Source organism: Pseudomonas paracarnis (assembly GCF_904063055.1).
In the GTDB taxonomy this organism is placed as follows: Bacteria; Pseudomonadota; Gammaproteobacteria; order Pseudomonadales; family Pseudomonadaceae; genus Aquipseudomonas; species Aquipseudomonas paracarnis.
Map to the genome: position 1 here is coordinate 190,366 of NZ_CAJFCN010000007.1, position 12,886 is coordinate 203,251.

Sequence of the window (12,886 nt, forward strand, 5' to 3'; positions counted from 1 at the left end):
TTTTCAACGCTCTGCGAGGTCAATATAGATCTGCGTTTTGTCTCGGGATTGAACGACAGAGGTTGAGACATTCGCAGGCGCGTTGTCCACAGTAACCCCTGTTGCGCCTGTCAGTGTATCGAGGCCTTGAACATCTTTATACTTAAACACATGGTAGCTGCCGACCCGTGCAATCCATTTTGTTCGGGGGGCGGCAGCTTGATCTTGCTCGATCACGTTGGCCGCATAATAGTTCATGTTTTTAATACGCCTGGCGATGGGCTCCACCGAGGGCACGTCAATTGCTTTAACTCGAATGCCATATTTTCGCATCGTCAGAAGAAGATTTTTATTGGTGTAGGGCTCATGGGCGACATGCGCGCGGTCAATTAACCTCAACCGTTCCCTCAATGCTTGAGAAAACTCACCCGTCTCGAAAAACCTATCAAGGTCTGGCTGCAAAGAGTGTTCAAAGCCCTCTGAATACAGCAGGCTCACATTATTGGCTTTGAATGTAGGCGCTTCATCCATAAGCACTCGCAACACCGCCGATTGCGTATGGTCTTCGCCAAAAATCATACCGGGTGATTTTTGGAGTACGGAATTGATGACTTCTTTGGGCGGTGTGTTGGATGGCAGGTCCGAATGAATGGGCATCGTTTTCGGTTTTGCTTTTTTTAGGTAGTGATCTGCATCTTGCTTCAGCCGTTTATCTACTTTCCCGGACGCTTCTGATGAAGAGGCTTCCCCCTCGCGGGGATAGTCGTAAGCGCCGGGATCAAATGGCTGCGTTCGAGAGCTTCCTGATTGCCAAGGGAATTTTATCCCCCCAGGCCCATTGATCGGCGTCCACTCTCCCTGCGCAGTGGCCTGCACGGTCATCACAGGTTTTTTGGTCAATGGGTCAATGATCTGGGCATAACCATCACTGAGCTTAAACCGGCCGTCGATCTCATGTACTTGGCTGTTTCCTGCGTCATCGGTTATTCGGATCATCCATCGGTCTTCGCCGTTGGGCCCCTTGATTTGATAGATGCCTTTGGCGTTTGGGGTAACGCCTGAGATCAGTTGCTCACCCTCTGGTACCACATGGCTGCTGATGTCCTTCCATTGAGATGGACGTAGACGATTGACTGTCGATTCGCCGGCCCCTACAGGGGGGGCGGTATCTGGCGGGTAGTGGGGGGGCGAAGGTGCCTCGCCGGGTTTTACCGTAGGCGCCTTGAGTTCGTTAACGGCACCTTCCCCCGCTTTGCCAGCCTTTACGATACGCGGTATCGCCACAGTTGCGGCATTGAACACGCCGAATATGATTCGTTGGTTGCCAGTCGGTTTGCCATGTATTTTGTCATCGATACCAATACCCGTATTGGTGGCTCCGCTGGCCAGATAGAACGCATCCAATGCCAGTCCCACTTCAGGCATCGCGAAAGCCAGTGGAGTCAGGAACATCGCTACTTTTGTAGCCTTTTCAAAACCAGAGAGAATATTTTTCTTGGTGACGTCGCTGTCACTGGTGATATCCACGGCAGCATCTGCATAAGATCGGTCTTTCTGACGCTTTGTGAGTTCGTCGAAGGGCGAATGGCTGGGTTCTGCCTTAATGTAGTTTTGTGGGTCCCAGTAACCGCTGAACGCCCGATGGTCATAGGACAATAACCCTCCCGGGGTCTCGCGCTTTTCAGGCCAGGTACCGAGCCCGGTCAGCGTCTCTTCTGTGCCTGCTTGCGCATAGCCGTTAGGTTTATCTTTGAGGGGGAAGTGCGCGACCATCGCTTCGCGCTTCACGGGATCGGCCATCTGCTTGGCGAACCATGCCTTCATTTCAGCCTGGCTGTTGAAAGTGTGAATGGGGGAAGAGTTTCCGGGTATGTACAAAAGCGTCAGGGGTGGAAGCTTGTTGCCGTTGGCATCGTATCTGACCTTTTTGTCCGTGATGTACATAAGATCGGTAGATTGAAAGTTTCCGACTTTCAGCATCCCCATTTCGATGTTGGGATCTTTTGGAGGTTTTTTTTGCAGGTCTTCAAGTTTGATGTCCGGCCAGGCGGTCTCTTCGCCTGACAAACCGAGGGCCCGCATGACCAAGTCGTGGGCGTCCTTAGTGAGGCTGTGCTCTTGATGCTGGGTTTTGGCGGCCTTGATCAGAGACGCTTTGGAGAGTAACGGATAGTTTTTCTCGTTCTGGTTCCAGAACTCATTCAGGAATTGATCGTAAGGCTTTTTATAGTCCGCCTTCCAAATCATTTTCCTGAACTCATCGGGAGTGAGCGCACTCTGGTTTCCTGCGTTGTAAACCAGTGCAGGTTCTTCGGCGGACTCTCGGTAAATGCCTTGAAAGGTATGGGTAGTGTCAGCCTTTTCAGTGTAGGGGTTGAACCGGCTGAAGCTCAAGATGCCAGGTGTATGCGTTTTTAATTCAGGCTTAACGATGACCTCAGGGCCGCCTGGGTAGAAAGCGACTGGGTAACCATTACCCTTTGGTACGTCCTGATCGTTGGTAATGAGTGCCTCGGTCAATGAGATGCGCTTGATGATTTTCGCGGGATAAGGTCTTTCACCCTGGGTGTTGTAGTCGTACGTCACTATGTAGGTGTTATCGGGATCTATATCCCACTTTTCTTTTTCGGCAGGGGTCTTGGCTTTGGCCGCCATCTCGGCAAATTTGTTCTTCAGGTAAATCGAGGCTTCTTGTTGAACGCTTTTGAAGTCGTCACTTATCTTTTGTGTGACTGGGTCGACGCTGGTGTTTGGGCCAAGGTCGACGGTCGCGGGGGCTTTCTGCCCCACCCCGACGCTTTTGCCCGGATCAGGGTTAACAGTGATTTGAGTATATCCATTGCCTGAGTCTGGGTCTGGCACGGTCTCCTTCACTAGTTCCTGTTTTTGAGGTGGACTGGAATCGATTGAGCGTTTCTGGCGCTGACCAACATTTGCCGAAGCAGGCTCGGGCAGTGCGGGGTAGGTGTTAGGGCGAGGGGAGCCGACTAGCATGAAAAACCTCAGGTTTTATGACTGAACTAGGTAGCCCCTGAGTGGTGATGCTGTAGGTAAAGTTCCATTGGCTGTGTAGCTCTTTGCAACCTTTGGGATCGGCTTGGTTCCTACTTATCCTCCCCGGTAAACGTGCAATGGTCAAAACGTTCTCAAGTACTCTTTTCTTCGACCGGTACGTGCATACGATCACGGTTGGCCAGCGTCGGGAACAGCTTGATCCACACCCCGGTCACCACCAAAGTGCCAACCCCGCCCATCACCACCGCAGGCACGGTGCCAAACCAATGGGCGGTAATCCCGGATTCGAATTCGCCCAATTGATTGGACGCACCGATAAACAGGCCATTGACCGCACTCACCCGCCCGCGCATTTCATCTGGCGTTTCCAACTGCACGAACGACGCACGGATCACCATGCTGATCATGTCTGCCGCGCCCAGTACCACCAGCACCGCCAGTGAAAACCAGAACGAAGTCGACAGGCCGAAGGCAATGGTTGCCACCCCGAACACGCCGACGGCGGTGAACATTACGCGGCCCACCTGGCGGTCTACCGAGAACCGCGCCAGCCACAATGACATCAGCAATGCCCCCACGGCCGGGGCCGACCGCAGCAGGCCCAGGCCCCAAGCGCCGGTCAGCAGGATGTCCTTGGCGAACACCGGCAACAGCGCGGTGGCGCCGCCCAGCAGCACGGCAAACAGGTCCAGGGAGATGGCGCCGAGAATGTCCGGGCGGCTGCGGATAAAGCGAATACCGGCCAGCAGCGAGTCCATCGTGGCCTTGGCTTTGTTCAGCGGGGTCTGGCGGGCGGGCAGGTTCAGGGTCAGCACGCAGGCGATCAGGTACAGCGCCACGGTGGGGCCGTACACCCACACGCTGCCAAACGCGTAAAGCAAACCGCCCACGGCCGGTGCGACGATGGTCGCCAGTTGCTGGGCCGATTGCGAGGCGGCCACAGCGCGGGGGAACAGCGCGCTGGGCACGATGCTCGGCAACAGCGCCTGGGTGGTAGGCATTTCAAACGAACGTGCGGCGCCCAGCAGGAAGGCGAGGATAAAGATCATCTCGCGGGTCACGTTGCCGGTCAGGCCGCCGATGGCCAGGGACAAGGCAATGAGTGCCTGTAACGTCTGGCAGATAGCGGCGACCCGGCGCCGTTCATAGCGGTCAGCCACGTGACCGGTGTGCAGCATGAACAGTACGCGCGGTATGAATTCCACCAGGCCGACCAGGCCCAGGTCCAGGACGTTGCCGGTCAGTTGGTAGAGGTTCCAGCCAATTGCCACAGTGAGCATCTGGAAGCCGCTGGCCGTGAAGATCCGCGCCAGCCAGAACGCGATGAAAGGGCGGTGGTGACGTAACAGCAACGCAGGTTCACTGGGCATCGGGAATCAGGTCGGCAACGGGAGAATGGCGAGATTAGCATCAAGCTGTAACAAATAGTTGCAAGAACTGAGCTGAGGCAAGCTGTCACGCGGCAAAAGACCACACAGTCCTACGGCAAAAATGGGACTACTCTTTCAACGATGCTTGATCCAGATCAAAACCTGCCCCGGGATTGTTCTGGTGGCCGAAAGGCCAGATTCCCCACGCGATGGGTAATAAAAGAAACGAATTGAAATTCGCCACACTCCATATCCGTGGGGGCAGTGGGTGCAGGCTCCCAGCCAGCAGCCGGTATTACCTGACAGAGGAAGACTTATGTTCGGTTTGGAGGCGCTAGATCTCGCCCGAATTCAATTCGCGTTCACCATCTCATTCCACATCCTGTTCCCGGCGATCACCATCGGCCTGGCCAGTTACCTTGCGGTGCTGGAGGGCTTGTGGCTCAAGACCCACAACGACACCTACCGTGACCTCTATCATTTCTGGTCGAAGATCTTTGCCGTCAACTTCGGCATGGGTGTGGTATCGGGCCTGGTCATGGCCTACCAGTTCGGCACCAACTGGAGCCGCTTCTCAGACTTCGCCGGTGCCGTCACCGGGCCGTTGCTGACGTACGAAGTGCTCACGGCCTTCTTCCTCGAGGCCGGTTTCCTGGGGGTGATGTTGTTTGGCTGGAACAAGGTGGGGCGCAAGCTGCACTTCTTCGCCACCGTGATGGTGGCCGTGGGTACGTTGATCTCCACGTTCTGGATTCTCGCCTCCAACAGCTGGATGCAGACGCCCCAGGGCTTTGAAATCATCGATGGCCGCGTGATACCGACCGACTGGTTGGCGGTGATCTTCAACCCCTCGTTCCCCTACCGCCTGATGCACATGGCCACAGCGGCGTTCGTGGCCACGGCCTTCTTCGTCGGCTCGTCGGCGGCCTGGCATCTACTGCGCGGCAAGGACAACCCGGCGATCCGCAAAATGCTCTCGATGGCGATGTGGATGGCCTTGATCGTTGCGCCCATCCAGGCGGTGATCGGCGACTTCCACGGCCTCAATACCCTCAAGCATCAGCCGGCCAAGATCGCCGCGATTGAAGGCCACTGGGAAAATATCGGCAACGAACCCACGCCGCTGATCCTGTTCGGCTGGCCGGACATGAAAGCCGAGAAAACCAAATACGCGGTCGAGATTCCGTACCTGGGCAGCCTGATCCTGACTCACTCCCTCGACAAGCAAGTGCCGGCGCTCAAGGAGTTCCCGCCTGAAGACCGCCCCAACTCCACCATTGTGTTCTGGTCGTTCCGGGTCATGGTCGGCCTGGGGTTCCTGATGATCTTCACCGGTCTGTTCAGCCTGTGGCTGCGCCGGGGCGACAAGATGTACACGTCCAAACCGTTCCTGTACCTGGCGTTGTGGATGGGCCCGTCTGGCCTGATTGCGATTCTTGCCGGCTGGTTCACCACCGAAATCGGTCGCCAGCCCTGGGTGGTCTACGGGTTGATGCGCACGGCGGATGCCTCCTCCGGGCATAGCCTGACGCAGATGACCATTACCCTGGTGTTGTTCGTGGTGGTGTACTTCGCGCTGTTCGGTGCGGGCCTGGGCTACATGATGCGCCTGGTACGCAAAGGCCCCGTGACCCACGACAGCACCGAGCCAGCCCACGGTGGCCCTGGCCAGAAACGCACCCCGGCGCGTCCGTTGTCTGCTGCCGACGATGGCAGTGATAACGACCACGACCACATCCAGCACAAGGGGAATTGAGATGGGTATTGATCTTCCGCTGATCTGGGCCGTGATCATCATCTTCGGCATCATGATGTACGTGGTCATGGACGGCTTCGACCTGGGGATCGGCATTCTTTTCCCCTTTGTTCCGGGCAAAGTCGACCGTGACGTGATGATGAACACCGTGGCGCCCGTATGGGACGGCAACGAAACCTGGCTGGTACTCGGCGGCGCGGCGTTGTTCGGCGCGTTCCCGCTGGCCTATTCGGTGGTGCTGTCGGCGCTGTACCTGCCGCTGATCTTGATGCTGATCGGGCTGATCTTCCGCGGCGTGGCCTTTGAGTTCCGCTTCAAGGCCAAGGACCACAAGCGTCACCTGTGGGACAAGGCGTTTATTGGCGGCTCGCTGGCGGCGACTTTCTTCCAGGGGGTGGCGTTGGGCGCCTTTATCGACGGTATTCCGGTGGTGGATCGCCAGTTCGCCGGCGGCTCACTGGACTGGCTCACACCCTTCACGATGTTCTGCGGCGTGGCGCTGATCGTGGCGTATGCCTTGCTCGGCTGCACCTGGCTGATCATGAAGACCGAAGGCAAGTTGCAGGAGCAGATGCACAACCTGGCGCGGCCATTGGCCTTCGTGGTGTTGGCGGTGATCGGCATCGTCAGCATCTGGACGCCGCTGACCCACCCGGAAATCGCGTCGCGCTGGTTCACCTTGCCGAACCTGTTCTGGTTCCTGCCGGTGCCGATCCTGGTGCTGGTTACCATGTACGGGCTGATCCGCGCCGTGGCACGTAATGCGCACTACACGCCGTTCCTGTTGACGCTGGTGCTGATTTTCCTCGGCTACAGTGGCCTGGGGATCAGCCTGTGGCCGAACATCATCCCGCCGTCCGTGTCGATCTGGGATGCCGCCGCGCCGCCGCAAAGCCAGGGCTTCATGCTGGTGGGCACGTTGTTCATCATCCCGTTCATCCTGGGCTACACCTTCTGGAGCTACTACGTGTTCCGCGGCAAGGTCACCCACGAAGACGGCTATCACTAGGAGGGTTGAAACATGTCCAAACCTTCGTTGCACGAAATTGAACAGGCCGAGAAGCAGCCATTGTGGCGGCGCCTGGGGTGGCTGGCGATGATCTGGACCGGCAGCGTGCTGGCCCTGTTTGTGGTGGCCAGCCTGATGCGCATGTTCATGAATGCGGCAGGCCTGAGCACGCACTGATACTCCTACGAAAAAGCCCTGCTTTTCTTGATCGAAAAGCAGGGCTTTTTTATTTACGCGCCTTGAGGATCACGAACTTGGGCGTGGCCGCTACTTGCTCGACACCACGGAACAGCCGCGCCAGCTTGCTGTGGTAGCCCAGGTGACGATTCCCGACGATGTACAAGGCGCCACCGACCACCAGTGCTTCGCGTGCCTGCTGGAACATACGCCAGGCGAGGAAGTCACCGACCACTTGTTGTTGGTGGAACGGCGGGTTGCACAGCACCACGTCCAGCGATTGCGCCTCCTGGCCGGCCAGGCCATCGTCGGCACGTACGCTGACGTCCCGTTCACCCAAGGCGGCTTGCCAGTTTTCGGCGGCCGATTGCACTGCCATATACGACTCATCCACCAAGGTGTAGTGCGCGTCGGGGTTTTGCAGGGCGCTGGCAATCGCCAGTACGCCGTTGCCGCAGCCCAGGTCCGCCACGCGGGCGCTGCCCAGGCTTTTTGGCAGATGCGGCAGGAAGGCACGGGTGCCGATGTCCAGGCCTTCGCGGCAAAACACGTTGGCGTGGTTACACAACTCGATGACCGGCGCATCCAGGGTATAGCGGGTCGGGTAGGGCGAGACCGCGGCAGGGCGCTGCTCGACGCTGGCGATCAGCAACCGTGCCTTTTTGACCGCCAATGAGGCGTGCATGGGCCCGATGTAACGCTCCAGCAATTCACCTGCGGCCCGGGGCAAATGCTTGACCATCGCACCTGCGATCACCTCGGCGCCGGGCGCCAGTTGCCCTTGCAGGCGGATCAGTTGTTCTTCCAGCAACGCCAGGGTTTTCGGCACGCGGATCAACACGCGATCGAACGGCCCGGTCGCGAGCTGGCTAGCCGGTATGAAGGGCACGGCATCGAAGGGCTTGCCGTTGCGCACCAGGTTTTTTTCCAGGCCCTGGGCGGCGAGGAACGAATCGCCGCTGGAGGTTACCTGTACCTGGCCCTGAAGGCTGGCCGCCAGGGCGCCGAAGCTGTCATTGAGGACCAGCACGCGGGTGGCGGCAGTGGGCTGTTGCGCGGCGAGGTGGCTGAGCAGGTATTCGTCGGCGGCATCGAAGGCTTGCAGCGGATCATTGTGTTGCTCTGGCTGACGAATCAGGTCGAGCTGGGCGAAAGGGCTGTCAAGCAGGGGCATGGCGGGGCAAGGCTCTGGGTAATCGACGGACCGTCTGAGTGAACGGCGGGGGCCACGCGAAGCGCACCCTCAACACTCAGAATTGGCCGTAAATATTACGTTTTTTTCAACGCGATGACATGCGGTGTTTTGCGTGGGCTAAAACAGCCCGGCTTTAGCGGCACGCAGCACCGCCTGGATCTTGTTATGCACGCCCAGCTTCTTGAAGGTACTGCTGATATGAAAGCCCACGGTGCGCTCGGACAGGCAAAGAATCGCGGCAATCTCGGAGGCGGTCTTGCCCATCGCGGACCACTTGAGTATTTCTGTTTCCCGGGCAGTCAATTTGCTGGGCGCTTTGATCTCGGGTGCGTTGGCGTACTTGCGCGCGACCACCGCATGCATCACATGGCAAAGCCACAACACCTGGGCGGTTTTTTCGTAGAGCTCTGCAGGGGTGACCTTGCCCTTGCTGCGAACCAGGGTCAGCATGCTGAACACCCCCCTGGAAATCATGCACGGGTTGGGTCCAGCCGAAATGCACTCCGCATGCCTGGGCCAACTCCCACAGCTGGGGGGCGTCAGCAAAGGTTTTTTGCTCCCAGAGAATGGGCAGTACCGAAGTTTTACAGTGGGTTACAACGGGGTCTACATCGAAGAAGTGTGCTTTTTTATAAATACTGAGCCATTCATTTGGATAGTTATTGAATAAAATTGGTTTTGTAGGGGGGCATTGTGATTGGGTGCTCATGGTAAAGGAGCAATATTCGAAGCCTAGTTCATAGGTGTGGTTTATCACCATCTCAAACACACTGGTGATTTCACTCTCGCCGTCCAGCTTGGGTAGCCGGGTATTATGCCAATTGACCATCGGTGACTCTCCATAGGTGTCTGTGTAACCTGGGTACGTCCTGATCTCCCAATGCAACTCGAAAAGAAGTGTAGGGTAAGTCCTACAACTGAGTTTAAAAAAAATTTTATCTACAGGGCTCGTTTAGTTCGCCGGTTTTGTACAAGACTCGAAGTTTTGTATAGGAGCGCTTGGCAGGGGCTTTTTTTTCAATGTTTTGAAGGTGGTATCAAAATGATGTCGCTGTAAGTGCCGTTGCTTCTAGTGAGGTATTCGGGGCACGTTAATAGCCAAATAGTTAGTTCCGGAGTGGAGTGCATGGTTGACCCCGTGATGGGCAAAAAACGTGCAGCCCAGCTGAGTGTGCTTTGAGCGATTGCAAAGCCAGTACCAATCATCGGTGTTTGCGCGGGCTGTTTTGAGGGACACTAAAGGCCTGTGCAAAACGGAGCCCCCCATGACGGCCAGTGCTGAGAAATTTACCCGCCAGACCCTGCTCGATGTGCAATCGCTGACCCCCAGCCTGTTCACCCTGCGCACCACCCGCGATGCCGGTTTTCGTTTTACCGCCGGCCAGTTCGTGCGCCTGGGCGTTACCAAGGCGGATGGCAGCACCGTGTGGCGTGCCTATTCCATCGTGTCTTCGCCGTTTGATGAGCATCTGGATTTCTTTTCCATCGTGGTCCCCGGTGGTGAGTTCACCAGTGAACTGAGCCGTCTGAAGGTGGGCGATACCTTGCTGGTAGAGCGCCAGGCTACGGGTTTTCTGACCCTCAACCGCTTTGTCGACGGGCGCGACCTGTGGTTGCTGGGAACCGGTACGGGCGTCGCGCCGTTCCTGTCGATCCTGCAGGACTTCGAAGTCTGGGAAAAATTCGAGCGCATCATCCTGGTGTACAGCGCCCGGGAAGCCAAGGAACTGGCCTACCAGTCGCTGATCGACACGCTGGGTGAGCGCGAGTACCTGGCCGAGTACGCCCACAAGCTCACCTACATTCCCATCGTCACCCGCGAGCAGCATCCGGGCGCGTTGAATGGGCGTATTACGGCCTTGATCGAAAATGGCGAATTGGAGCGGGCCGCCGGCGTGGAGCTGACGGCGCAGGATTCGCGCGTACTGATTTGCGGCAACCCGCAGATGGTCGATGACACGCGCCAGTTGCTCAAGCAGCGGGACATGCAACTGAGCCTGAGCCGACGGCCTGGCCAGGTGGCGGTAGAAAATTATTGGTAGAAAAAAGGCGCCTTGCGAGGCGCCTTTTTTGCATCCGCCGGTTAAAGCGGCTTGTTGTTCTGTGCCTTGAGCAGATCGCGGATCTCGCCCAGCAGCACTTCTTCCTTGCTCGGCGTCGGCGGCAGGCTTGGGGCCACGGCTTCTTCGCGCTTCAGACGGTTGATCGCCTTCACGCCCATGAAGATTGCAAACGCGACGATTATAAAGTCGATGATGCTCTGGATGAACTTGCCGTAGGCCAGGACAACAGCGGGTACATCACCTTGTGCTGCCTTGAGCGTGACGGCCAGATCGGCAAAGTCCACGCCACCGATCAGCAGGCCGATGGGAGGCATTATCACGTCGCCTACAAATGAGGAAACAATCTTGCCGAAGGCAGCACCGATGATGATACCGACGGCCATGTCGACCACATTACCTTTGACCGCGAAGGCCTTGAACTCACTGATCACGCCCATAGGTTATTCCTTGTTACAGTTGAGGAGGGTGGAGGTCAGTGTAATTCAGTCGAACAGCGCTTGCTCGACACAACTGTTAACACTGTCGGTTTTTATCGACACATCAAATCGCAAATAGTTTGCAAAGTGCCATCAATCGCGCGCGAATTAGCCGCTATTTCAGCGAGTTACCAGATTTTTTTCTTAATCGGGTCTGTGGTGTTTTTCTATTTATCTTCTGACTCGCAGGTCACTAGCCTCTGACAAGCACAACAGAATGTGCGCTAAAAAAACCAGAGGAAACCTCGATGAACACTCCAATCAGCCGCAGGCCCGTGTCGGCGCGCCATGCGCTGGCACTGGTAACCGCCAGCCTGCTTTCCCTCTCTGTGCAAGCCGCCAACCTGACCCGCGATAACGGGGCCAACGTCGGTGATAACCAGAACTCCCAGACCGCCGGCGCCAATGGCCCGGTGTTGCTGCAGGATGTGCAACTGATCCAGAAGCTGCAGCGCTTCGACCGCGAACGCATCCCGGAGCGCGTGGTGCACGCACGCGGCACGGGCGCCCATGGCACCTTCACCGTGACCGACAACCTCAGCGACCTGACCAAGGCCAAAGTGTTCGCCGCCGGTGAAACCACGCCGGTGTTCGTGCGCTTCTCGGCGGTGGTGCATGGCAACCACTCCCCGGAAACCCTGCGGGACCCACGGGGCTTCGCCACCAAGTTCTATACCGCCGAAGGTAACTGGGACCTGGTCGGTAATAACTTTCCAACGTTCTTTATTCGCGATGCCATCAAGTTCCCGGACATGGTCCATGCCTTTAAACCGGACCCGCGCACTAACCTGGACGATGACTCGCGCCGTTTCGACTTCTTCTCCCATGTTCCAGAGTCCACTCGTACACTGACCGAGTTGTACTCGGACTCCGGCACCCCCGCCAGTTACCGCGAAATGGACGGCAATGGCGTACATGCCTACAAGTTGATTAACACTAAAGGTGAAGTGCACTACGTCAAGTTCCATTGGAAGAGCCTGCAGGGCATCAAGAACCTTGATCCCAAGCAAGTTACCGAAGTGCAAGGGCGTGACTACAGCCATATGACCAATGATCTGGTCACGCACATCAACAAAGGCGACTTCCCTAAGTGGGACCTGTATGTGCAGGTGCTCAAGCCTGAAGACCTGGCCAAGTTTGATTTCGACCCACTGGATGCCACCAAGATCTGGCCGAATGTGCCCGAGCGCAAAGTCGGGCAAATGGTGCTGAACCGCAACCCGGCCAATGTGTTCCAGGAAACCGAGCAAGTCGCGATGGCCCCGGCCAACCTGGTACCGGGTATCGAGCCGTCGGAAGACCGTTTGCTGCAGGGGCGGGTTTTCTCCTACGCCGATACGCAGATGTACCGCCTGGGCGCGAACGCCCTGCAGTTGCCGATCAACGCTCCACGGGTCACCGTCAACAACGGCAACCAGGATGGCGCGATGAACTTTGGCAAGACCACCACCGGTGTGAATTACCAGCCAAGCCGCCTGTTGCCGCGCGAAGAGCCGCAAGCCGCACGCTACAGCCAGGCGCCGCTGTCGGGCAGCACCCAGCAGGCCAAGATCCAGCGTGAGCAGAACTTCAAGCAGGCCGGTGACCTGTACCGTTCCTACACCAAGAAAGAGCGCGAAGACCTGATCAACAACTTCGGCGGCTCATTGGCCACCACCGATGACGAGAGCAAGCACATCATCCTGTCGTTCCTCTACAAGGCCGATCCCGAATACGGCACCGGCGTGGCCAAGGTCGCCAAGGGCGACCTGGCTCGCGTAAAGGCGCTGGCGGAAAAACTGACTGACTGATTCGTTGGTTATGGTCGGCGCCTTCACGGGCGTCGACCTTTGGCAGGAGAACACCC

At 57.3% G+C, this 12,886-nt stretch carries 9 protein-coding genes and 1 pseudogene; 5 read left to right on the plus strand and 5 right to left on the minus strand.

Annotated elements, in window-relative coordinates; genetic code table 11:
• Window positions 1–3: 3 nt before the first annotated feature.
• The gene (locus JMV15_RS17025) at window positions 4–2,973 is read right to left on the minus strand and encodes a membrane-targeted effector domain-containing toxin (protein WP_063613469.1); all 2,970 of its coding nucleotides are present in this window, start codon (window positions 2,971–2,973) and stop codon (window positions 4–6) included.
• 152 nt (window positions 2,974–3,125) lie between these two features.
• A complete protein-coding gene (locus JMV15_RS17030; protein WP_032904166.1) occupies window positions 3,126–4,364 on the minus strand; it encodes an MFS transporter in 1,239 nt (412 codons plus the stop codon).
• Window positions 4,365–4,680: 316 nt separating this feature from the next.
• Between JMV15_RS17030 and JMV15_RS17035 the strand changes: the two genes are divergently transcribed.
• From JMV15_RS17035 to JMV15_RS17045, 3 genes are read left to right on the plus strand one after another with little or no spacing between them, the layout of a single operon-like run.
• Window positions 4,681–6,120: a cytochrome ubiquinol oxidase subunit I gene (locus JMV15_RS17035; RefSeq protein ID WP_003194330.1), complete on the plus strand. Its 1,440-nt coding sequence runs from the start codon at window positions 4,681–4,683 to the stop codon at window positions 6,118–6,120.
• Between the two features lies 1 nt (window position 6,121).
• A complete protein-coding gene (gene cydB, locus JMV15_RS17040) occupies window positions 6,122–7,129 on the plus strand; it encodes a cytochrome d ubiquinol oxidase subunit II (RefSeq protein WP_034126946.1) in 1,008 nt (335 codons plus the stop codon).
• Window positions 7,130–7,141: 12 nt separating this feature from the next.
• Window positions 7,142–7,306 carry a DUF2474 domain-containing protein gene (locus JMV15_RS17045; RefSeq protein WP_003194328.1) on the plus strand — a complete coding sequence of 55 codons (165 nt, stop codon included), beginning with the start codon at window positions 7,142–7,144 and terminating at the stop codon, window positions 7,304–7,306.
• 49 nt (window positions 7,307–7,355) lie between these two features.
• Here the strand turns inward: JMV15_RS17045 and JMV15_RS17050 are convergent, their stop codons facing one another.
• The gene (locus JMV15_RS17050; protein WP_014720022.1) at window positions 7,356–8,480 is read right to left on the minus strand and encodes a methyltransferase; all 1,125 of its coding nucleotides are present in this window, start codon (window positions 8,478–8,480) and stop codon (window positions 7,356–7,358) included.
• A 138-nt stretch (window positions 8,481–8,618) separates the two neighbouring features.
• A pseudogene (locus JMV15_RS17055) lies at window positions 8,619–9,330 on the minus strand (helix-turn-helix transcriptional regulator).
• Window positions 9,331–9,766: 436 nt separating this feature from the next.
• Here JMV15_RS17055 and JMV15_RS17060 point away from each other — a divergent pair.
• A complete protein-coding gene (locus tag JMV15_RS17060; protein ID WP_019818025.1) occupies window positions 9,767–10,543 on the plus strand; it encodes a ferredoxin--NADP reductase in 777 nt (258 codons plus the stop codon).
• Window positions 10,544–10,584: 41 nt separating this feature from the next.
• Here JMV15_RS17060 and mscL read toward each other — a convergent pair whose 3' ends face one another.
• Window positions 10,585–11,001, minus strand: coding sequence for a large-conductance mechanosensitive channel protein MscL (gene mscL, locus JMV15_RS17065; RefSeq protein ID WP_014720019.1), 417 nt, complete (start codon window positions 10,999–11,001; stop codon window positions 10,585–10,587).
• A 287-nt stretch (window positions 11,002–11,288) separates the two neighbouring features.
• Here mscL and katB point away from each other — a divergent pair, with 287 nt between their 5' ends.
• Window positions 11,289–12,830, plus strand: a complete 1,542-nt coding sequence (katB, locus tag JMV15_RS17070; protein ID WP_020301753.1) for a catalase KatB — start codon at window positions 11,289–11,291, stop codon at window positions 12,828–12,830.
• Window positions 12,831–12,886: the final 56 nt, after the last annotated feature.